The sequence below is a fragment of the Ruegeria sp. AH3 genome (genome assembly GCF_056536265.1).
The window spans coordinates 2,988,568-3,009,095 of the sequence record NZ_JBQFJL010000001.1 but is presented as its reverse complement, the minus strand read 5'-3'; the positions used below and the strand labels follow the sequence as shown (position 1 = coordinate 3,009,095).

Here is a 20,528-nt window from a genome sequence, read left to right as displayed (position 1 = left end):
ACCCGGCAGAAATGCCGGGTTACCGCCCCCAGTTCTCCGCCGGATCGCTTTCGGCGTAATCCCGCAGCAGTGCGATATCTGAAATCTCGGCGTGGTTGCGGTTGATCTTTACACCCACTGCTTTGAGCCGTGAGAATGCCCGGCTCAGGCTTTCGGGCTTCATCCCCAGACGACCCGCGATCAGCATCTTGTCGTACGGCAGGGACACTTCGCACTCACCTGCATCGCTGTCACAGAGGTTCAGCAGAAACTCGGCCACGCGCTGCGCACCGGTTTGCGCCTTGAGTTGTTCAAGTTGAGCGACCAGAGAATGCAGATGGGTAAATGTCGCGGCCAGGATCGAGATCCCGATTTCCGGGTCTTCCTTCATCAAAGAGATCAGGATCGGGCTGGGAATGTGCATCACTTCGCAGGCCGATACGGCCTCGGCTGAGACGGGATAGGGCACGTTACGCAGTGCCACCGCCTCGCCAAAGCTATCGCCGCGCTTAAAGACGCTCACCACGGCCTCGGCCCCAGTGGGTGTCATGCGGAAGAGTTTAACCCAGCCTTCCAGAACCACGTGAACGGCCTGCGCCTCTTCTTCCTGCAGGAAGATCGTCTCGCCCCGGTCGTACCGACGCCAGATCGCGTGGCTCAGCAATGTCTCGACATGCTGATCCGGCAGACTGCGCAGCAACAGCGACTGACGTGCGATTGCCTTTTGTGTTTCATGAGACATGAAAACACCCCCGTTTATTCCTGCCGACACGTTGGTTCGGTCGGTCCATCCCAACCCCACGCTATGCCAAAGCCCGCCAGCTTGCACCATCCTTTTTTACCGGTACGAACTTGACAATAGTCATGTCTGAGGCACCGAGGCTGCCATAAACTCAGCCCATAGCCAGTATGTCGGGGAGCAAGCAAGATGAATTACGAGCGTTTCTTCAGCCAAAGTCTTGAGGACCTTCAGAACGAAGGGAACTATCGTGTTTTCATCGACTTGCAACGTCGCTGCGGGTCTTTCCCCAACGCGCGTCAAACAGACGGCCCTGTGCAGCGGGACGTGCGGATCTGGTGTTCAAACGACTATCTCGGCATGGGTCAACACCCATCAGTTATCGGTGCGATGCACGACGCATTGGACCGCTGCGGCGCGGGGGCCGGGGGTACGCGGAACATATCGGGCACCACTCACGACCACGTGCTGCTTGAGGCCGAACTGGCCGATCTGCACGGAAAAGAAGCCGCGCTTCTCTTTACTTCCGGATATGTTTCGAATTGGGCGGCCCTTGGCACCCTCGCCGCAAAAATCCCAGGCCTGATTGTATTTTCTGATGCCTTGAACCATGCCTCGATGATCGAAGGCATCCGCCATTCGCGGGCGCGGAAGGTGATCTGGAAGCACAATGACCTGGAAGATCTTGAGGCGAAACTGGCCGCAGCCGATCCCGATGCGCCCAAGATGATCGCATTTGAGTCGGTCTATTCGATGGACGGTGATATCGCCCCCATCAAAGAGATCTGCGATCTGGCCGACAAATACGGTGCGATGACTTATCTGGATGAGGTCCACGCCGTTGGTCTTTATGGCCCGCGCGGCGGCGGCATCGCTGAGCGCGAAGGCCTGATGGATCGCCTGACGGTGATCGAAGGGACGCTTGGCAAAGCCTTTGGTGTGGTCGGGGGCTACATCGCTGCCTCGGCTGCACTGTGCGATTTCGTGCGCAGCTTTGCCAGTGGGTTCATCTTTACCACCGCCCTGCCGCCCTCGATTGCCGCCGGTGCTGCGGCGTCGATCCGGCATCTGAAACAGTCCAAATCCGAGCGTGATTTGCAAAAGGCCCGCGTGGCGCAGGTGCGCGCGCGCTTGGATGCGGAAGGTATTCCCCATATCCCCAACCCCAGCCACATCATCCCGGTGATGGTCGGCGATCCGGTGAAATGCAAGTTCATCTCGGACACGCTGCTGGAAGAGTTCGGCATCTATATCCAGCCGATCAACTATCCCACCGTGCCAAAAGGGACCGAGCGCCTGCGTATCACGCCGTCTCCGGTTCATACGGATGAGGATATCGACCATCTGGTCAATGCGCTGTCGGCCCTGTGGCAACGCTGCCAGATCGCGCGGATGCCGATGGCTGCTCAGTAATCAAAAAGCGCCCCCTTGCGTGATACCTCGCCGTCTCTCCGGAGGCGGCGTTTTTTCATATCAAGTAGAGGGCAAAGATGACGACCGCAAAGCCGATCAGCACCATCGTGAAACCGCGCAGCCATGTCGGGCTGGTTGCAAGGTCCAGATAGCGGGCAAGGATCACCCGGGATTTTGCAAGCGCAAGAATAAGGATGCCGCCGCCCAACAGCGCGGATGGGATGGGCAGCACCGTCAGTATCGCGGATGCGACGCTGAGCGCCAGAAGAGCGAGCCAGGCACGTGTGAGCGCGTTCAAGCGCGCCCGGCGGGAGATTCTGGGAAAAGATGAAGGTGCAGGCATCGTCATCACCCCAGCAGGTAGATCACAGGGAAGAGCATGATCCAGACCAGATCAACCATGTGCCAGAACTGTGCGCCTGCCTCGATATGGCGTGGGTCATCGCGCCAGGCGACCAGCAACAGGACGCCGACGCCTGCGAGAACATGCGCGGCGTGAAATCCGGTCAACAGGTAGTAGAACAGGAAGAACGGGTGGGTTTCATAGGTGATCCCCTGCGCGGCTTTACCTGCATATTCCACACCTTTGATGATCAGAAACACGACGCCCAGCGCGGCGGCGGCGATCAGCGCTATTCGAGCCGCAGTGTGACGCGCGACCTTCCGCCAATGCAGCGCCTGCGCGGCCAGATAACCTGAGGTGACCAGCACCGCCGTATTAAGCGCCGCTCCGGTGCGGTAGAGATGCGATTGCGCTTCGGCAAATCCGGTGGGATCGGTCAGGCGCACACCCATGAAGGCAATCAAGCCTGCGCCGAACACCAGCAGTTCCGAGATGATCAGCACCCACATCAGCAACTCGCCCGGAAGCTCGTCGATCAGAGAGGTGTCGGTCATGCGCCGACCAGCTGGCGGTAGATCTGCGGCAGGGCCATGGTTAAACGGTGCGGGTCGGGGATGACAGCGAAGCCACCTTGGCCGAACATGCGCGGGAACCAGCTTTTGCCGGTTTTGTCGATGGTGACGCCGAATACCGATTGCCCTGCGCGGCGCGCCTCGCGGATGGCTTGCCGTGTGTCTTCGATGCCGTGGCGACCCTCATAGTGGTCCAGATCGTTGGGCTTGCCATCGGTGATGACCAGCAACAACCGGCGTTTGCGCGATTGACCGGCCAGATTGGCCGAGCAATGCCGGATCGCAGCGCCGAGTCTGGTATAGTGACCGGGGCGCAGGGAAGCGATGCGTTGTTCGACCAATCCCCCCATCGGCTCATCGAACCGTTTGCACCGCTGCACATAAACACGGTGGCGTTTCAGCGAGCTGAAGGCGTGAATGGCGAAATCGTCGCCGCAGGCATTCAGACCCCAGGCGAGCGCGGCCAGCGCCTCGCGTTCGATGTCGATCACGGCGCGGCCTGTGACTGCGCTTTCGGTCGAGCGACTGACATCCAGCAGGATCGATACCGCCAGATCGCGCGCCTCGGGGCGGGATTGCATCCAGATGCGTTCGGTGCCTTCGCCATTGGCGCAGCGATCCACCTGCGCCCGGACGGCGGCCTCGATGTCCAGCTGATCGCCATCCAGATGGCCGCGCGTCATCACACGGCCCGGACGCAACGCCTCGAACTGGCGTTTCACGGCGCGGATGCGGCGGGCAGTGGCGGGGTCCTTGCCAAACTCGGCAGAATCTTCGCGGATGTCGGCATCCGAAGTCAGAACGTTGACATGATCGGGAAGGTATTGCCCTGTGCGCACATCCCATTCGGGATAGAGAACCCGACCGGACAGACGCTCGCGGTTCACATCCTCCGGAGCCAGATCCAGATGCAGTTTCAGCTTGGTCGGCGGCGCCTTCGAGATCTGCCCAAGGCCAATCTCTTCCTGATCGTCGGCCGCTTTCTTGGCGTTGTCGGGATCGTCGTCGTCGATGCGGCGGTTGATATTCAGAAACTCGGCCCAGCTGAGGATCGCTTCGAACTTGTGCAGAATGAAACTGTCGCTGCGGGATGCCTGATCCGATTTGCGGCGGCGGGCACGATGGGTTTTCTCTCCGGTTTCCTCGGGCGGGCCTTCTGTGTCGGGGTTTTCGACCTCGTTATGTTCGGAAAGTCCGACGGGACGCAGCGCGGGCCACAACGGGATAGGGCGGAAATGCTGATATCCGCGCGGGGCAGAAAGGTCGTCATCCAGTGTCAGAAGCTGCGCGGCCTGCGGTGACAGGGGCGCTGGGTCGCCCAGCAAGTGGCGGATGATCTCTTCAACTGCCGCCTCCACGGGTGGCAAACCGGGGATGTCGCGGTAATGCAGAACGCCTTTGCAGAGTTCGGTGTAAAGTGCGCGCAAACCGGGGGCATTGTCCAATGTCGCTTCGACCATGTGTCGGGCGGCGATTAGCGCGTGCAAATCGGCGCGCAGCGGGTCGTCTTCGTCGATGCGGGTGCTGGCATGGGCCGCGGCGGCGGCCAGCCAGACGTAAAGCGCACCATTTGCTTCACGTGCAGGAAAAACGGCCAGCCGGTCCGGCAGGCGCAGAACTTCACCGTCAAAGGACGCGCGCGGTATCAGCTCGGCCTCGGTCGCCAGACGGCGGCGCCACCCCAGACGGTGGCGTGAAACCTCGGGTGAGACCGGGCGCAATTCTACGCCCGGACTACCCCCAAGTCCTCGGAAGAGGACAGCCAGCCGCCCCGCGACCTCTGAGAGGTCGACCGCGGCTCCATCATGCACCTCAGGTGCATCGAGGCGGCTGGCAAGGGTGTGCCACAGTTTCCCGATCGTTTCTTCGGGTTCCCATGGCTCAAAATCGATCCTGACCATCGGCCGGCCTCACCCAAAGACAGCCGTGACAAGATCGAGGAGCCCGCGTTTGATATCCTCGTCATCAGTCAGAGGTTCAATCATAGCGGCAAGGATGGCGCGGTCGGTGGACATGCCTTGTGCGATCAATGTCGCGGCATAGACGACCAGACGGGTGGAAACGCCTTCCTCAAGGTCCTGACCCTTGAGCCCTCGCAGTTTGTTCGCCAGACGGATCAGCGGCTTGCAGCGCTCCAGCGGCAGTCCGCTTTCCTGGGAGACAACTTCGGCCTCCATTTCAGGTGACGGGAAGTCGAACTCCAGCGAGATGAACCGCTGCCGGGTCGAGGGTTTCAGGGTTTTCAGGATATTCTGATATCCGGGGTTATAGGATGCGACCAGCATGAAGCCGGGCGCGGCCTCAAGTTCTTCACCCGTGCGGTCGATCGGCAAAATGCGCCGGTCGTCTGTCAGCGGGTGCAGCACGACGGTGACGTCCTTGCGGGCCTCGACCACCTCGTCGAGATAGCAAATCGCACCTTCGCGTACCGCCCGGGTCAGGGGGCCATCGACCCAGACGGTTTCACCACCTTTCAACAGGTAACGCCCGATCAGATCAGCGGCGGCCAGGTCATCGTGGCAGGCCACGGTATAAAGCGGGCGGCCAAGACGCGCAGCCATATGGGCCACAAATCGGGTCTTGCCGCAGCCTGTCGGGCCTTTCAGCAGAACCGGCAGATCATTGTTGTAAGCGGCGCAGAACACATCACATTCATCGCCTTGGGCGAGGTAGAAGGGGGCGTTTGCCGCCCCCTCATTCAGTTTCATGGAGCCGTCCATATTCATCACTCCGCAGGGGTTTCGATCTTGCCGGGTTCAATCACCTCTTTCCGGGGCACCCAGATCGAGTAGATGAACAACAGCGCACCAAGCACCACGACGACACCCGAACCGAAGCGCATCCAGTAGAAGATGGCGATCTGGTCCTGCACGTCCATGTAGTAGTCGCCCACCACACGCTGCATATGCGTCTGCACGGTTCCGGCAAAGGTCAGAACGAAGGTCATGAACACCATGCCGCCGGTCATCAGCCAGAACGAAGCCATGTTCAGCACCTGATTATACGGATCACGGTTTTTCAGGATCGGCATGGCATAGCTGAAGATGGCGCAGTTCAGGGCGACATAAGCACCGTAGAAGGCCAGGTGACCGTGGGCCGCTGTGATCTGCGTACCGTGGGTATAGTAGTTCACCCCGTGCAGCGTGTGCAGGAAGCCCCAGACACCGGCACCGAAGAAGGCAAGCGTGGCACAGCCCAGCGACCACAGCAGCGCGGCCTTGTTGGGATGGTCACGACGGCCTTTCCAGACCATGACGAAGGCAAAGGCCATCATTGCGAAGAACGGGATCACCTCGAGGCTTGAGAAGATCGAGCCGATCCACTGCCAATACGCGGGCGTACCGATCCAGTAGTAGTGGTGCCCTGTGCCAAGGATGCCCGAGAACAGAGCGGCGGCGACGATGACATAAAGCCATTTCTCGACGATCTCACGGTCCACACCCGTCAGCTTCAGCATCAGGTAGGCCAGGATCGAGGCCATGATCAGCTCCCACACACCTTCGACCCACAGGTGGACGACATACCACCAGTATTGCTTGTCCAGAGACAGGTTGCCCGGATTGTAGAAGGCGAACAGGAACAGCAGCGCCAGACCCCAAAGGCCCAGAACAAGGATGTTCGAAATCGCGGTTTTCTTACCCTTCAGCACCGTCATCGAGATGTTGTAAAGGAAGATCAGCGCCGCCACGACGATGCCCGCCTTGACCCATTTGGGCTGTTCAAGGAACTCGCGCCCCTCTTTGCCCAGCAGCCAGTTACCTTCGAACAGGTTGAAGGTATAGGTCAGCACCGCACCCAGCGTACCGACCACAAGGATCAGCAGCTGCAGATAAGCCAGCTTGGTCGAGTGGATCTCGCGTTCGGTTTCTTCCGGAACCAGAAAATAGGCCGCTCCAAAGAAGCCTGTGATCAGCCAGACGATCAGCGCGTTGGTGTGCAACATGCGGATGATGTTGAACGGCAACAACTCGCTGAGCGTGTTGGGCATGACATAGACCCAGCCCGCCAGCAGTCCGCCCAGCACCTGGATCGCAAACAGCGCCATGGCCACGGCAAAGTAGGCCAGCGCAATTTTTTGGGATTCGTATTTCATTGCTCTGTTCCTTCCTTAACCGGCTTCGTTCGGTGGCCAGTCCTGAGCATCGATATTGTCGGTCCAGATCAGGAAGTTGGTCAGGTCGCGAAGCTCTTCGTCGCTGAGGTTGAAATTGGGCATCTGCCGACGGCCGGGAATGCCGGTGGGTTGCGCCTCCATCCAGCCCTTGAGCGATTCAAAGGCTGATTCCGGGTCGTCGAGGACGCCCCAGCGGGTCATTACATTGCCGACTTCGGGGGCGAAATAGGCACCTTCACCCAGGATCGAGTGACAGTTGATACAGGCGTGTTTTTCCCAGATGTGCTTACCGCGGACCACACTCTCATCCAGTTTCGCCGAATTCTCGGAATTGACGATGTACCAGTGCGAATGGGCCGACAGGGCCAGGAAAATGAGGATGAAGAACAGTGACCCGCCATAGAATATGTTGCGAGCCATGCTCTTTGTCATGACTTCTCGCATTGCGCTCTCCTTTGCGCAGATTAGCTAGTGTGACGACAATGGCGGCTGGGTGGCGGGGCTGCCTTAACGAAAGTCAAGACAGTTCGTAGGAAAGAGTAAGCTATTTGAATAACTTTATTTTTCAGGCCGCGCGCGGACCGGTCAGTGCCGACCACATGGCGATCAGATAGAGCGCAAACGCTCCGATCCATAGCCCATCGACAACCAGCATCGCCGTCAGGTAGCCGGTGCTCAGATCCGATCCAACCCATCTGAGAATCGCGGCCAGTGCCATCAACCCGTAGGCCACCGCCATCGGCGTTGGCGCAACCAACGCCCGCCCGCTATGACCGAGCGCGGCGCGGCTCATGATCGCCAGGGTCATGCCGCCGACACAACCGATGCCCAGCACATGCAGCGCCGCAATCTCATTGCCGATGCCCAACAGGGACAGGCCCCACAAGATCAGGCCAAGCGCAAGCATTCCAAGCCCAACATGCAAGGCTATGAGAATCGGCTGCCGCATGGCCCAGAGCGACCGCCAGCGCGCCATGCGAAGGATCTGCACAACGCCAAGGATCAGCGCCACCAGCCCGGTCACCATGCTGATCCCAAGGATCAGCGCGCTGATTGGCAGGAGCAAAGCGACGACCATGCCTGCCTTATCGAGTGCGGCAACAGAAACCGGCCACGCCTCTTCCGGCGCACCCTCGCGCTTCATCGCGTTACGGGTGAAAGCCGGCGTGATCCGCCCCCCCAGAATCGCGATCATGGAACATAAGGTCAGCAGCCCAACACGCAGGCCGGTATCGAGCGTGTCATTGGTGATCCCGATCCATTGCAAGTGAGTCAGCAGGTTGGCGATCCAGATCAGGCTGAGCAGCAGCAGAAACACCATGTTCTGCGGTTTAGGACGTCGGATCAGCTGAGTCGCGATCTTCGCGGCCAGGATCGGCACAAAGGCGAGATCAAGCACGGCAACCAGAACAGGCGACAGCGCAGCCGAATACCACATGGCCAGACGCCCCAGAAGCCAAAGACCCGCCGCCAGCATTATGAACCGCGCTCGCGCGTCGGGTGCACCGGTCCAGTTCGGCACGGCGGTCAGAAAGAACCCGCCCAGCGCGGCGGTGGCATAGCCGAAAATCATCTCATGCGCGTGCCACATCGTTGGGGTCATCGCATAGCTCGTGCCCGAATAAGAAACCGCGCCGGTCTGGACCATCAACCAGACACCCCAGACACCGCCAACGAACAGACCGTATAAACCGGCTGACAGGAAAAAGACCCGAAATCCTTCGCCAAAAACCCGCGCGATGACTGCCGACATGTCTGCTCTCCTCGGCTCTGATGCCCTCTGGGTGAGAACCTAGCGAGCTTCAGTTCCAGCTCACTTAACAGAAATCAAGCAGGCGAAAAGATGCCTCCGAAACCCTTATTTTATTGGTGGAAATATTGCCTTTCGGCGCAGTTTGCAGGCCTTCCGTTGACTTTCGTCAAGGATGACAAACGCGTGATGTCTCACCCTTGGACCTGCCTCACCAGCAAATGGAGAGTGATCATGTCACTTGGAATCAGCTACAACAGAACTGGCCGCGCCTTCGGGGTCGGTTTGGCGATGCTGCTGGGCAGCGTCGCTGCGCCAGCCTTTGCAGAAGAGCCAACCCTGAGCAAGGAAGCCTTTGAATCATCAAAACAACTTTACTTTGAACGCTGCGCCGGTTGCCACGGCGTGCTGCGCAAAGGGGCGACAGGTAAAAGCCTTGAGCCTTTGGTTGAAACAAAGAACGACGATGGCACCGTGACCGAGTCCGGCACCCTGAAACTGGGACAGGACCGGCTTGAGAAGATCATCGCATGGGGCACCGAGGGCGGTATGAACAACTTCTCGGATGTGATGTCCGAAGAAGAAATCCGCGATATGGCGACCTACATCCAGATGGAGCCGCCCAAGCCGCCGGAGATGTCGCTTGAGCAGATGATGGCGACCCGCAAGGTCTATGTCGAACCGCAGGATTACCCGACCGAGCCGCTGCATGGCCGCAACTGGGAAAACTTCTTCGTGGTCATCGAACGTGACGTGGGTAAGGTGGCCGTGATCGACGGCGACACCAAGGAAGTGCTGGCGCATATCCCGACCGGTTATGCCGTGCACGTCCTGAAAGCGTCCGAGCACCATAAACTGGAAGAGCCGGAGAATCCGGGCCGCTTCTGGTACACTATGGGCCGCGACGGCAAGATGACCAAGATCGACCTGTGGCAGAACCCCGAGAACATGCTCGTGGCCGAGGTCACCATTGGTTATGACGCCCGCGACGTGGCCGTTTCGGGTGACGGTAAATACGTGATCGGTGGGGCTTATTGGCCGCCGCACTTCGCCATCGTCGACGCCGAAACCATGGAGCCGAAAAAGGTCGTCTCGACCCGCGGTTACAACGTGGACGGGGATTATGTGGAAGAGGCTCGCGTGGCCGCCATCTACACCACTCCGAACGAGCCCACATGGATCGTGGCCGTCAAAGAACTCGGTCAGCTCTGGCAGGTGGACTACTCCGATCTGGACAACCTGCGGATCGACAAGATCGACAGCGCCAAGTTCCTGCATGACGGGTTCTTTGATCCGACCGGTCGTTACTTCCAGATCGCCGCGAACGCGTCGAACAAGATGGTCGTGGTCGATACCGAGACCCACAAGCTGGAAGCTCTGATCGACACCGCGCCGCTGCCGCACCCCGGCCCGGGCGCCAACTGGGATGACCCGAATTGCGGTCCTGTTGCCGGTACAACCCACCTGGGCGAAGGCACGGTCACCGTTTGGGGCAACGACCCCGAAGGTCGCCCGGACGATGCCTGGAAGGTCTGCTATGAGGTGGAAACCGACGGACCCGGCCTGTTCATTCGGACGCACCCGGAATCGGATTACATCTGGGCCGACCAGACCAAGCATCCCGAGCCTGAGATTCAGCAATCGGTGCAGGTCATCGACAAGGCAACCGGTGAGATCGTGAAAACGATCCAGATCACCGAAGAGGAAGGCAATGTCGCCGTCCACTTCGAGTTCAACCAGGACGGCTCCGAGGTTTGGGTTTCCAAGTGGAACCGCTCGACCTCGAAAGAGGCCAATGGTGAGATCGTGATCTTCGACGCCAAGACGCTGGAAGAGATCGGTCGTGTGAAAGGTCTGTTTGCCCCGACCGGTAAGTTCAACGTCTACAACCGGTCGAACCACGTCACCTGACGGGTTTGTACTCAGCACCGGAAAGGGCGGGCCCCTCGCCCGCCCTTTCCTCGTTTGACTCATCAGCCAAATCCACAGGCCTGACATCCAGGGCCAGAGAAAGAAGCCAAAACGGAGACCGGATATGACCTCCGAACCGGAAAAGAAAAAACCAATCTGGCGCCGGTATTTCCTGTGGGGAATGCCCGTGGCCGGGATCGCTGCGGCCTTTGCCGCCGGCATCATCTTCTGGGGCGGGTTCAACACCGCCATGGAAGCCACCAACACCAAGGAATTCTGCGTCTCGTGCCACGAGATGCGTGATTTCGTCTATGAAGAATACACCGGCACGATCCACGACGTGAACCGTTCGGGCGTGGGCGCGGTCTGTTCGGACTGCCACGTGCCCAAGGACTGGACCCACAAGATCATCCGCAAGATCAAGGCGTCCAAAGAGCTGTATGGCAAGATGGTCGGCACCATCAACACACGCGAAAAATTCGAAGCCAAGCGCGTGCATCTGGCCATGAACGAATGGGAGCGGATGAAGTCCAGCGACTCGCGCGAATGCCGGAACTGTCACGATTTTGAATCGATGATGCCAGAATTCCAGAAACCCCGCGCCCGTCAACAGCACCTGAACGCGATGACCGTTGGTCAGACCTGTATTGACTGCCACAAGGGGATCGCACACTCGGATGCCCGCGACCGGGCCGATGAAGAATATCTGGAAAAACTTGAAGCGCCGAATCCCGATTTCATCCGCGAGATCCCTGCCGAATATCTGGCCAGTCTGGAGCGGATCGAAGCTAAGGAAGCCGCCGATGCTGAGGCTGAGAAAGCCGCGCGTGTTGCCCAGCAAGAGGCCGTACAGGCCCAGATCGCAGCGGCAGTTGACGCAGCTGTCGCGGAAGAGCGTGCCAAAGCCTCTGGCGAAGAAGCTGCAGCCCCTGCAGGTGGCGGAAGCGAAGTTGCCACGAATATCGATTGGGCCGCTGTCCCCGGTGCAGATATGAAACTGTTCTATCCCGGTCAGGCCTCGTTCGAGTGGGTTCAGAACGGCAGATCCCACGGCGGTGCCCGTCCGTTGACCAAGGGCGGAGACCAATGCACGACCTGCCACGCTGCCGAACTAGATGCGATCGGCAACAAAATCGTGGCTGGTGGCGATCTGGAACCCACCCCGATCCCGGGCAAACGCGGCGTGATCGACGCAACCGTGCAGGCCGCTCATGATGATGAGAACCTGTACATCCGCCTGCAATGGCCGGATGCGGGCCACAACCCCGCCCCCTTCGTCGATGGCGGCAAGATGGACCCCGACAACCAGATCAAGGTGGCCATGATGATCACTGGCACAGGGATCGAATTGGGTGATCAAGTGGGTTGCTGGGCCTCGTGCCACGCGGACAACTCCTATATGCCCTTTGATCCGGGTGCCGATGCGATTGCCGCGAATGGCGATGTCTCTGGCCGTCTGAGCACGCAAGATACGGTGACCAAATACATCAGCGAAAGTCGGACCGGGGTCGAAATCAAAGGCCGTCGCGGCAAGGCCCTGGGTGGCTGGGACAAGCTGCACGCCGCCGATCAGATCGAGCAGTATCTGGCTGACGGCACCTATCTGGACCTGATGCGTGTCTATGCGGACGGCAGTGCCACCAATGGCTATCTTCTGGAACAGCGCGTGGTCAATGACGGCGAAATCGCCGCCTCGGCCAGTCTGGATGCGGGCATGTGGACTGTGGTCTTCACCCGTCCGCTGAACTCCGGCGCGCCTGGGGATATCCCGCTGGAGGCCGGGCAGACCTATACCGTCGGCTTTGCCATCCACGATGACTTTGCCGCCGCACGGTTCCACCATGTGACGCTGGATACCAGCCTGGCGCTGGACGACGACAGCGCCTTCATCAACGTGGTCAAACAATAAGGGACAGGGGCCGGGCGATCCGGCCCCTTCCGCTTAGAAGAGGAGACTTGGACGATGAAATCCCAACACCTTCTTCCCGCGCTGCTGCTTCTGGCCACACCCGCCTGGGCGGACGAAACCGCCGAGCTGTGTGCAGAAGCAGAAGAGCGCTATGTCGAGCTGTTTGGTCAGCCCTCATCCGCCGTTGAGGATGCCGAGGTTGTTCTGATGTACAAATACACGTTCTGCCCGGTCGAATTGACCGTGAATCCGGGCACAACGGTGCGCTGGGTGAACGTGGACAAACGCACCAGTCACTCGGTCTTGCTGAAAGACGGCAGCGAACCCGAAAGCGACCGGCTGTTTCCTGAGGAGTCGGTTGACCTGACCTTCCTCACCCCCGGCCCGCAGGAATACCTGTGCGGGCCACATTGGGAGACACAGAACATGATCGGCATGATCACTGTCGAACCCTGAGCCGAGGCAATCATACAGGCAAGCAAAAAGGAGCGCGGGGCAATTCCCGCGCTCCTTAACTTTAGTCAAGGAGGTTCCTTTTCGATTGCGGCAGTCTGGCCCCATGACACGCCCGGCTCACCCAGCAACGTCACCTGATCGCGCAGGAACTCCGGGTTCCGAAGACATTCAGACCAAGCGAGTTTGCACATGAGCGGTAAGGTTTTTCTGATTGGCGCAGGCCCCGGCGACCCCGAACTGATGACCCTGCGCGCGCTGCGGATGCTGCAAGAAGCGGATGTGGTGGTTTATGACCGTCTGGTCTCGGCCGATATTCTCAATCTGCACGCTGATGGCGCACGGCTGATCCCGGTTGGGAAGGCGCCCAAATGTCATACGGTGCCGCAGGATCGCATCAACGAAATCCTCGTCGAAGAAGCCAGCGCCGGTCACACCGTTGCCCGCCTCAAGGGGGGTGATCCGATGATCTTCGGGCGCGGCTCGGAAGAGGCTGCGCATCTGATGGCAAACGGCATCCCGGTCGAATACGCGCCCGGCATCACCGCTGCACAGGGCGCATCCTGTTCCACCGGCGTGCCACTGACCCATCGTGGGCTGGCGACCTCGGTGCAATATGTCACCGGACACCGGCAGGCCGACAAGGTGCTGGACCTGGATTGGAAACGTCTGGCCGATACAGACTCGACGCTGGTCGTCTATATGGGCGTCGCCAATATCGGCCAGATTGCCATGGGGCTGATGACCGAAAACCTGCCCGGCTCGACCCCCGTTCTGGCGGTTGGCAAAGCGACCACGTCGGACGAGCGCCGCATGGTATCCCGACTGGATCGGCTGGCGGCGGACGTCCGCGAGGCAGAGTTGAGCGCGCCCACGCTGTTTATCATCGGCAAGGTTGTATCGCTTTACGCTGAACGGCCCCTGGCTGAATTGCTGGAGCAGGCGCATGGCTAAGCTGGGTTCCAGAAGGCCTACGCGGCGACCGTCTGCGGGAGGGCGCAAGGGTTGGACCGCGCGCGCTGTCCTTTCTACAGCCGTCCTTGTGGCCACCACGGCTTTCGCCGCAGACACGCTCGATCCGAACGCGCTGAAGCGTCTTGTCCATCAAGACTGCGGCTCATGCCATGGCCTGTCATTGAAAGGCGGCCTTGGCCCCGATCTGCGGTCCGAAACGCTGGACCACTACGACGCAGAGGTTCTGACCGGCGTGATCCTCGACGGCATCCCCGACACCGCGATGCCCCCCTGGCGGCCTCTGATCAGTGAAGAAGAGGCCGAATGGATCGCACGTTACCTGCTGGCACAGGAGACACAATGAAACAGCTCGTCCTTACCCTTGCCGCCACCCTGCTGATGACCACCGCGCAGGCTGAGCCCACCGCGACCGGGGACCTCGGCCTTGTGATCGAACGGGCCAAAGGCTCGGTCTTGCTGGTGGATCAATCCGACCGTGCTGCACTGGCCCGGATCGAAGGGCTGGGCGACCTGTCCCATGCCTCGCTGGTCTACTCACCCGATGAACGCTTTGCCTATGTTTTCGGGCGTGACGGTGGGCTGACCAAAGTAGACATCGTCACCCGTCAGATCGTGAATCGCGTCGTACAGGCGGGCAATGCCATTGGCGGCGCGATTTCGGACGATGGCAAGCTGGTCGCGGTGTCAAACTATGAACCCGGCGGCGTGCGCGTGTTCGATGCGGACACGTTAGAGATGGTCGCCGACATCCCAACTGACAGCAAAACCATCGGTCTGGTCGACGCACCGGGCCGTCGGTTTGTCTTTACCATGTGGGACATGGGCGAGACCTGGATTGCCGATTTCACCAAAGGCGATCCCGCGATCACCAAGATCCCCGATATGGGCAAAAACCCTTATGATGCGCTGATCACCGCAAATGGCCGCACCTATATCACCGGTCTGTTTGGTGAAGACGGCCTGACCGCGCTGGACCTGTGGGCTGAGACGCCCGAACCCATCCGCGTGCTGCCTGATTACGGGCGCGGGCAAGAGGAAATGCCGGTCTACAAAATGCCTCACCTCGAAGGCTGGGCGTTGACGGGTCGTGAGTTCGTTCTGCCCGCCGTCGGCCATCACGAGGTTCTGTGGATCGACGCCGACACCCTGATTGAGACCGGGCGCACCCAAACCCATGGCCAACCGGTCTTTGCCATGGCCCGGCCAGACGGGCGGCAGGTCTGGGTGAACTTTGCCCATCCGCTGAACGATACGATTCAGGTCATCGACAGCGTCAGTAAGGAAATCATCCACGAATTCAAACCCGGTCCCGCGGTTCTGCATATGGAATTCACCCCGCGCGGGCATGAGGTCTGGATCAGCGTGCGCGATGCCAACAAAGTCATGGTTTACGACACGCAAACCTTTGAAAAACTGCGAGAAATTGAAGCCGACAGCCCATCCGGCATCTTCTTTACCGCCCGTGCGCACAGAACGGGGCTTTGACATGCAGCACATCACCGATCCCATCGACCGCCGTCTGCTGGACGAGTTTCAGCGCGATTTTCCCATCACCGACCGCCCGTTTCAGGTCCTGGCGGACGCGCTGGGTCTGGACGAGGCCGAAGTGCTCGACCGTCTGGCCCGGATGCGCAAGACTGGGCGTATCACGCGGGTTGGCGCAACGATTGCACCCGGCGCGGTTTCGGCCAGTACGCTGGCAGCTGTGGCGGCTCCGGAAGAACGGCTGGAAGAGGTCGCGGCGCTGATCGATGCCGAACCTGGTGTGAACCACAATTACCAGCGCGAGGATGACTGGAACCTTTGGTTCGTGGCCACCGGTCCAGACCGGGCGCATGTGAACGACACCCTCGCCCGGATCTCGCAACGCTCGGGGCTGCGGGTTCTGGATTTGCGGCTGGTTCGGCCGTTCAATATTGACCTGGGCTTTCGTATGTCAGGCGAGACCTGCAATACTCTTGGCCCTCGGAAAGTTGATCGTTCGGCCATGCGTGAAGGCGACCGGCCGCTGTTACAGGCCTTAAGTTCCGGGCTGTCGCTGGTCGCTGAGCCTTATGCTGCTCTGGCCCGGACCCTGAACCGCAGCCCAGATGACGTAATGGAACGCATCGCTGCTTTGCACCAAGCCGGGATCATCTCACGCCTCGGCGTCATTGTGCGCCACCGCGCCCTCGGCTGGTCCGCCAATGCGATGGTGGTCTGGGACATGCCGCCAGAGCAGGTCGACACTGCCGGGCCAGCGCTGGCGGCCCATCCAGGCGTGACGCTGTGCTATGAGCGCAATCCGGTCGAGGATGTCTGGCCCTATCGCCTCTATTCGATGATCCACGCACGCTCGCGCCCCGAGGCGATGGAAGTCCTGGCCGGGGCCGCCGCCCTGCCTGAACTTTTTGGTGCGCAGCGCAAAGTATTGTTCTCGACCCGCTGCTTCAAACAGACCGGTGCATTGATCCAACCGAAGGAGGCCGCCGCATGACGCTGGACGACACCGACCGCGCGATCCTGAACCGGATGCAGGATGATCTGCCTTTGAACTCGCACCCCTACGCGGCGATTGCCGAGGACTTGGGGATCACGGAATCCGACCTGTTGAGCCGTCTGGCACGGATGAAGGACGCACGCGTCATCACCCGCTTTGGCCCCTTCTTCGACGCAGCTGCAATGGGGGGTGCCTTCTGCCTGTGTGCCATGGCCGTGCCGCCCGAGGATTTTGAAACCGCCCTGACCAAAGTCAATGCGCATCCAGAGGTCGCGCATAATTATGAACGCACGCATCGACTGAACATGTGGTTCGTTCTGGCAACCGAAACGCCCGAGGGCATCGCAACCACAGCCGAGGCGATCGAACGGGAAACCGGGATCGCGGTCCTGCAGTTTCCCAAACTTCAGGAATTCTTCATCGGCTTCCGGGTAGCGGCATGATCGACGCAAAGGACAGAGAGATTATCGAGGCGTTGCAAGGCGGCCTGCCGCTAGTGCCCGCCCCTTATGCGCAGGTTGCTAACGAACTGGGCCTGGATGAAGAGACCCTGCTGTTCCGTCTGGCCGACATGAAATCGCGTGGTGTCATCCGGCGCATTGCTGCGGCCCCCAACCACTACAAACTGGGGATGACCTCGAACGGCATGACCGTCTGGGATGTCGCCGACAACCGCGTGGCCGAGCTGGGGGCTCGGATAGGTGCTCTGCCCTTCGTCACCCACTGCTACGAGCGTCCGCGCGCCCTGCCCGACTGGCCTTACAACCTGTTCGCCATGGTTCATGGTGCAGATCGCGAGGAGGTCGAGGAGAAACGCGCCGAGATCGCGGCCATTCTGGGTGAGGCCTGCGGGGCCAAAGACATCCTCTATTCAACACGCATCCTGAAAAAGACCGGGCTGCGCCTGAAAAAGAAAGGCTGAGAAATGTTCCGCCTGACCGAATACATGCACCAACTGGTCAAACCGACCCCGGTGCGCAAACGCCGCCCCGGACCGGTGAAACCAGTGGTGATCTGGAACCTGACACGGCGTTGCAATCTGAAATGCCGCCATTGCTATACCGTTTCAGCGGATGTCGCGTTCCCCGGTGAGCTCAGCCACGAGCAAGCCATGGTAACCCTTGAGGATCTGGGCCAATTTCGCGTCCCGGCCCTGATCCTCTCGGGTGGGGAACCGCTGGATCGCTTCGATTTCTTCGACATCGCCAAACGCGCCCGAGAACTGGTGCCCATGCTGGCGCTGTCGACCAACGGCACGCGGATTTACGACGAAACCGCCGACATGATTGCCGACGTGGGCTTCAACTATGTCGGCATCTCGCTAGACGGGATCGGGGCCACAAATGACTGGTTCCGTGGGGTCGAAGGCGCCTTTGCCGACGCCCTGCGCGGCGTTCGCGAATGCAAGAAACGCGGCATCAAGGTAGGTCTGCGGTTTTGCCTGACAGAGGGCACGCAGCATCACCTGCCTGACCTGCTGCAGTTGTGCGATGATGAGGGGGTCGACAAGTTCTACCTGTCTCACCTCGTCTATGCCGGGCGCGGCGATAAAAACCGGGGCGAGGATGCCGAGCATCTGCGCACCCGTAAGGGTCTGGATTTGTTGCTGGAACGCGCGTGGGAGGCTGCGTCTGGCGGTCGTCCGCTGGATATCGTAACCGGCAATAACGACGCCGATGCGGGGTACTTCCTGAACTGGGTTCGGGCACATTTCGACGATGCCAAAGCCGCGCATGTGCGGGAGCATCTGGCTGCCTGGGGAGGGAACTCCAGCGGGTTGGGTGTGGCCAATATCGACAATCTGGGTCGGGTGCATCCCGACACCTATTGGTCCGATTACACGGTCGGCAACGTGAAGACCAAATCGTTCTCGGACCTTTGGACCAGCGACGACCCAATGCTCGCCATGCTGCGCACTCGTCCACGCCCGTTGAAAGGGCGTTGCGGGGCGTGCCAGTTGAAGGATGTGTGCGGTGGTAACACCCGCATTCGTGCTCTGCAGCTTACCGGAGATCCGTGGGCCGAAGACCCGGCCTGCTACCTGTCAAACCAAGAAATCGGTGTGCAGGACGCGGGTGAGCGCCTGCAGGTCACACCGTTCCGGGGGAAAAGCCATGATCCGGCGCATCAGTTCTTTTGACACCCTGAAAATCGGAACCCTCTGTTCGCTGCTGTTGGCCAGCACCGCTTGGGCGGAAGCCTCTTCGGATTATGCCGAGCACTGCGCCTCATGCCATGGTGAGAACCGCCTGGGCGGGGTTGGTCCGGCCCTGATCCCCGAGACTTTGAAACGGATGCGCGGTCCCCGTGTAGCTGCCGTGATTGCCGAGGGGCGCACGGCCACGCAGATGCCTGCGTTTTCGCATGAGCTCGATGCGTTGCAGATCGAGGAACTGGCAGGTTGGCTGAAATCTCCGCTGGAGACCAACCCCGAATGGGGTGAGGCCGATATCATGGCCAGCCGTACTCTGGACGAGGATTACGCGCCTGTGGACGCGCCTGTCTGGGACAGCGACCCGATGAACATCACGCTGGTGGTGGAAACCGGAGATCATCATGTGAGCGTTCTGGATGGCGATACGTTCGAGGTTCTGGACCGGTTCGAGACGCCCTTTGCCGTGCATGGCGGGCCGAAATTCAGCCCCGATGGGCGCTATGTCTTCATCATGTCGCGTGATGGTTGGGTGCAGAAATACGATATCTGGGCGCTGAAACAGGTGGGTCGCGTGCGTGCGGGGCTGAACAGCCGTAACATCGCCATGTCAGGGGATGGCAAATGGGTGGCGGTGGCGAACTACCTGCCGAACTCTTTAACGTTGCTTTCGACCGAGGACCTGTCGGTGGCGAAAGTCATTGAAGTCAAAAGTAAAAAAGGCGTTCCCAGCCGCGTCTCAGCCGTATATCAGGCGCCGCCGCGCGAAAGCTTCGTGCTGGCGCTGAAAGACGTTCCCGAGATTTGGGAGGTCTTCTACGGGGCCAACCCGCCGCAATTCGGGCTGGGGCATGATTTCCGCATTGAGGGCCAGTTCAAGAACCCTGATCCTTTCCCGGTGCGCAAGATCACAACACCCGACTATCTGGACGATTTCTTTTTCGACCAGAGCTATGAATACGTCATGGGAGCCTCGCGCGATGGCAAGGGCGGACAGGTGATCGATCTGGTGATCGGCCATAAGGTCGCCGATCTGGACCTTCCGGGGATGCCTCACTTAGGTTCGGGCATCACGTGGAAACGCGGCGATACAACCGTGATGGCGACGCCGCATCTGACCGATGGTACCGTGTCGGTGATCGACATGGAAAGCTGGGAAACCGTCAAGCGGATCAAGACCGAAGGACCTGGCTTTTTCATGCGCAGCCATGAGAATTCACCTTACGTCTGGGCCGATGTGTTCTTTGGACCGAACAAGGATGCGATGCATGTGATTGACAAGCAAAGCCTTGAAATCGTGAAGACTTTGCGCCCTGCACCGGGCAAGACCGTGGCCCATGTGGAGTTCACCAAGGATGGCAGCCACGCGTTGGTTTCGATCTGGGAGGATGACGGCGCGGTGATCGTCTATGACGCGCAAACGCTGGAAGAGGTCCGCCGCCTGCCGATGCGCAAACCGTCTGGAAAGTACAATGTCTGGAACAAAATCACCTTCTCGGAAGGCACCAGCCACTGAGGGCAAATGGCCGGTCTGGAAACTGGCCATCCTGCTTTATCCGGCCACGGCTTTGACCGTGGCCATCAACCTGTTTCTGGCCGGATTGATCCTGCACAGCGCAGGATTCAGCGCCATTGCACCGGTGCCTGCGATCCTTTGGTCGATCCCTCTGGGCATACCGGCGGCGTGGCTGGCCGGACGTTGGGTGCGCGGTCTGATGGATGAGGCAGACAGTTGATTT

At 60.0% G+C, this 20,528-nt stretch carries 21 protein-coding genes; 13 read left to right on the top strand and 8 right to left on the bottom strand.

From position 1 onward, the window contains the following. Nucleotides 1-19 precede the first annotated feature (19 nt). Nucleotides 20-721, bottom strand: a complete 702-nt coding sequence (locus ACR3EM_RS15075) for a Crp/Fnr family transcriptional regulator (protein ID WP_480471460.1) — start codon at nt 719-721, stop codon at nt 20-22. A gap of 186 nt (nt 722-907) precedes the next feature. Between ACR3EM_RS15075 and hemA the strand changes: the two genes are divergently transcribed. Beyond that, a complete protein-coding gene (gene hemA / locus ACR3EM_RS15070) occupies nt 908-2,131 on the top strand; it encodes a 5-aminolevulinate synthase (protein WP_480471459.1) in 1,224 nt (407 codons plus the stop codon). Between the two features lie 55 nt (nt 2,132-2,186). Here hemA and ACR3EM_RS15065 read toward each other — a convergent pair whose 3' ends face one another. The 7 genes from ACR3EM_RS15065 to ACR3EM_RS15035 form a co-directional block, all read right to left on the bottom strand. Next, nucleotides 2,187-2,429, bottom strand: a complete 243-nt coding sequence (locus ACR3EM_RS15065) for a cytochrome C oxidase subunit IV family protein (protein ID WP_480471458.1) — start codon at nt 2,427-2,429, stop codon at nt 2,187-2,189. 50 nt (nt 2,430-2,479) lie between these two features. After that, on the bottom strand, nt 2,480-3,028 hold the full coding sequence (locus ACR3EM_RS15060) for a cytochrome c oxidase subunit 3 (RefSeq protein WP_480471457.1): 549 nt from the start codon (nt 3,026-3,028) through the stop codon (nt 2,480-2,482). Continuing rightward, nucleotides 3,025-4,947, bottom strand: coding sequence for a nitric oxide reductase activation protein NorD (locus ACR3EM_RS15055; protein ID WP_480471456.1), 1,923 nt, complete (start codon nt 4,945-4,947; stop codon nt 3,025-3,027). The genes ACR3EM_RS15060 and ACR3EM_RS15055 overlap by 4 nt, the downstream gene beginning before the upstream one ends. 9 nt (nt 4,948-4,956) lie before the next feature. Beyond that, nucleotides 4,957-5,772: an AAA family ATPase gene (locus tag ACR3EM_RS15050; protein ID WP_480471455.1), complete on the bottom strand. Its 816-nt coding sequence runs from the start codon at nt 5,770-5,772 to the stop codon at nt 4,957-4,959. Next, entirely contained in the window at nt 5,772-7,139 is a 1,368-nt protein-coding gene (locus ACR3EM_RS15045) for a cbb3-type cytochrome c oxidase subunit I (RefSeq protein WP_480471454.1), read from the bottom strand. The genes ACR3EM_RS15050 and ACR3EM_RS15045 overlap by 1 nt, the downstream gene beginning before the upstream one ends. A gap of 15 nt (nt 7,140-7,154) precedes the next feature. Continuing rightward, nucleotides 7,155-7,604 (bottom strand): c-type cytochrome, encoded by a 450-nt coding sequence (locus ACR3EM_RS15040; protein ID WP_480471453.1) that lies wholly within the window; start codon nt 7,602-7,604, stop codon nt 7,155-7,157. A gap of 121 nt (nt 7,605-7,725) precedes the next feature. Next, nucleotides 7,726-8,913 (bottom strand): NnrS family protein, encoded by a 1,188-nt coding sequence (locus ACR3EM_RS15035; RefSeq protein WP_480471452.1) that lies wholly within the window; start codon nt 8,911-8,913, stop codon nt 7,726-7,728. A gap of 231 nt (nt 8,914-9,144) precedes the next feature. Between ACR3EM_RS15035 and ACR3EM_RS15030 the strand changes: the two genes are divergently transcribed. From ACR3EM_RS15030 to ACR3EM_RS14975, 12 genes are all read left to right on the top strand, one after another. Continuing rightward, complete coding sequence (locus tag ACR3EM_RS15030; protein WP_480471451.1) at nt 9,145-10,821, top strand: cytochrome D1 domain-containing protein; 1,677 nt, start codon at nt 9,145-9,147, stop codon at nt 10,819-10,821. 124 nt (nt 10,822-10,945) lie between these two features. Continuing rightward, a complete protein-coding gene (locus tag ACR3EM_RS15025; protein ID WP_480471450.1) occupies nt 10,946-12,730 on the top strand; it encodes a NapC/NirT family cytochrome c in 1,785 nt (594 codons plus the stop codon). A 54-nt stretch (nt 12,731-12,784) separates the two neighbouring features. Beyond that, nucleotides 12,785-13,186 carry a cupredoxin domain-containing protein gene (locus ACR3EM_RS15020; RefSeq protein WP_480471449.1) on the top strand — a complete coding sequence of 134 codons (402 nt, stop codon included), beginning with the start codon at nt 12,785-12,787 and terminating at the stop codon, nt 13,184-13,186. Nucleotides 13,187-13,375: 189 nt separating this feature from the next. Next, complete coding sequence (gene cobA, locus ACR3EM_RS15015; protein ID WP_480471448.1) at nt 13,376-14,137, top strand: uroporphyrinogen-III C-methyltransferase; 762 nt, start codon at nt 13,376-13,378, stop codon at nt 14,135-14,137. Continuing rightward, nucleotides 14,130-14,501 carry a c-type cytochrome gene (locus ACR3EM_RS15010; protein ID WP_480471447.1) on the top strand — a complete coding sequence of 124 codons (372 nt, stop codon included), beginning with the start codon at nt 14,130-14,132 and terminating at the stop codon, nt 14,499-14,501. Before cobA ends, ACR3EM_RS15010 begins: the two co-directional genes overlap by 8 nt. Next, nucleotides 14,498-15,643 (top strand): cytochrome D1 domain-containing protein, encoded by a 1,146-nt coding sequence (locus ACR3EM_RS15005; RefSeq protein ID WP_480471446.1) that lies wholly within the window; start codon nt 14,498-14,500, stop codon nt 15,641-15,643. The genes ACR3EM_RS15010 and ACR3EM_RS15005 overlap by 4 nt, the downstream gene beginning before the upstream one ends. Nucleotide 15,644: 1 nt before the next feature. Next, the gene (ahbB, locus tag ACR3EM_RS15000; RefSeq protein WP_480471445.1) at nt 15,645-16,634 is read left to right on the top strand and encodes a siroheme decarboxylase subunit beta; all 990 of its coding nucleotides are present in this window, start codon (nt 15,645-15,647) and stop codon (nt 16,632-16,634) included. Continuing rightward, nucleotides 16,631-17,080 (top strand): Lrp/AsnC family transcriptional regulator, encoded by a 450-nt coding sequence (locus ACR3EM_RS14995; protein WP_480471444.1) that lies wholly within the window; start codon nt 16,631-16,633, stop codon nt 17,078-17,080. Before ahbB (ACR3EM_RS15000) ends, ACR3EM_RS14995 begins: the two co-directional genes overlap by 4 nt. Beyond that, nucleotides 17,077-17,559 carry a siroheme decarboxylase subunit beta gene (ahbB, locus tag ACR3EM_RS14990; RefSeq protein ID WP_480471443.1) on the top strand — a complete coding sequence of 161 codons (483 nt, stop codon included), beginning with the start codon at nt 17,077-17,079 and terminating at the stop codon, nt 17,557-17,559. Before ACR3EM_RS14995 ends, ahbB (ACR3EM_RS14990) begins: the two co-directional genes overlap by 4 nt. Nucleotides 17,560-17,562: 3 nt before the next feature. Beyond that, nucleotides 17,563-18,777, top strand: a complete 1,215-nt coding sequence (gene nirJ / locus ACR3EM_RS14985) for a heme d1 biosynthesis radical SAM protein NirJ (protein WP_480471442.1) — start codon at nt 17,563-17,565, stop codon at nt 18,775-18,777. After that, complete coding sequence (locus tag ACR3EM_RS14980) at nt 18,752-20,305, top strand: cytochrome D1 domain-containing protein (RefSeq protein WP_480471441.1); 1,554 nt, start codon at nt 18,752-18,754, stop codon at nt 20,303-20,305. Before nirJ ends, ACR3EM_RS14980 begins: the two co-directional genes overlap by 26 nt. Next, nucleotides 20,262-20,525: a hypothetical protein gene (locus ACR3EM_RS14975; protein ID WP_480471440.1), complete on the top strand. Its 264-nt coding sequence runs from the start codon at nt 20,262-20,264 to the stop codon at nt 20,523-20,525. Before ACR3EM_RS14980 ends, ACR3EM_RS14975 begins: the two co-directional genes overlap by 44 nt. The last annotated feature ends 3 nt before the right edge of the window (nt 20,526-20,528 follow it).

Excerpts from the sequence above, each read along its gene's own strand:
- ACR3EM_RS15010 (WP_480471447.1), top strand. The coding sequence starts at position 14,130 with ATGGCTAAGCTGGGTTCCAGAAGGCCTACGCGGCGACCGTCTGCGGGA.
- ACR3EM_RS15050 (WP_480471455.1), bottom strand. The coding sequence starts at position 5,772 with ATGAATATGGACGGCTCCATGAAACTGAATGAGGGGGCGGCAAACGCC.
- ACR3EM_RS15075 (WP_480471460.1), bottom strand. The coding sequence starts at position 721 with ATGTCTCATGAAACACAAAAGGCAATCGCACGTCAGTCGCTGTTGCTG.
- ACR3EM_RS14995 (WP_480471444.1), top strand. The coding sequence starts at position 16,631 with ATGACGCTGGACGACACCGACCGCGCGATCCTGAACCGGATGCAGGAT.
- ACR3EM_RS15055 (WP_480471456.1), bottom strand. The coding sequence starts at position 4,947 with ATGGTCAGGATCGATTTTGAGCCATGGGAACCCGAAGAAACGATCGGG.
- ahbB (WP_480471445.1), top strand. The coding sequence starts at position 15,645 with ATGCAGCACATCACCGATCCCATCGACCGCCGTCTGCTGGACGAGTTT.
- ACR3EM_RS15020 (WP_480471449.1), top strand. The coding sequence starts at position 12,785 with ATGAAATCCCAACACCTTCTTCCCGCGCTGCTGCTTCTGGCCACACCC.
- ACR3EM_RS15040 (WP_480471453.1), bottom strand. The coding sequence starts at position 7,604 with ATGCGAGAAGTCATGACAAAGAGCATGGCTCGCAACATATTCTATGGC.
- cobA (WP_480471448.1), top strand. The coding sequence starts at position 13,376 with ATGAGCGGTAAGGTTTTTCTGATTGGCGCAGGCCCCGGCGACCCCGAA.
- ACR3EM_RS15025 (WP_480471450.1), top strand. The coding sequence starts at position 10,946 with ATGACCTCCGAACCGGAAAAGAAAAAACCAATCTGGCGCCGGTATTTC.
- ACR3EM_RS14975 (WP_480471440.1), top strand. The coding sequence starts at position 20,262 with ATGTCTGGAACAAAATCACCTTCTCGGAAGGCACCAGCCACTGAGGGC.
- ACR3EM_RS15045 (WP_480471454.1), bottom strand. The coding sequence starts at position 7,139 with ATGAAATACGAATCCCAAAAAATTGCGCTGGCCTACTTTGCCGTGGCC.
- ACR3EM_RS15030 (WP_480471451.1), top strand. The coding sequence starts at position 9,145 with ATGTCACTTGGAATCAGCTACAACAGAACTGGCCGCGCCTTCGGGGTC.
- ACR3EM_RS15060 (WP_480471457.1), bottom strand. The coding sequence starts at position 3,028 with ATGACCGACACCTCTCTGATCGACGAGCTTCCGGGCGAGTTGCTGATG.
- ACR3EM_RS15035 (WP_480471452.1), bottom strand. The coding sequence starts at position 8,913 with ATGTCGGCAGTCATCGCGCGGGTTTTTGGCGAAGGATTTCGGGTCTTT.
- ACR3EM_RS14980 (WP_480471441.1), top strand. The coding sequence starts at position 18,752 with ATGATCCGGCGCATCAGTTCTTTTGACACCCTGAAAATCGGAACCCTC.
- hemA (WP_480471459.1), top strand. The coding sequence starts at position 908 with ATGAATTACGAGCGTTTCTTCAGCCAAAGTCTTGAGGACCTTCAGAAC.
- nirJ (WP_480471442.1), top strand. The coding sequence starts at position 17,563 with ATGTTCCGCCTGACCGAATACATGCACCAACTGGTCAAACCGACCCCG.
- ahbB (WP_480471443.1), top strand. The coding sequence starts at position 17,077 with ATGATCGACGCAAAGGACAGAGAGATTATCGAGGCGTTGCAAGGCGGC.
- ACR3EM_RS15005 (WP_480471446.1), top strand. The coding sequence starts at position 14,498 with ATGAAACAGCTCGTCCTTACCCTTGCCGCCACCCTGCTGATGACCACC.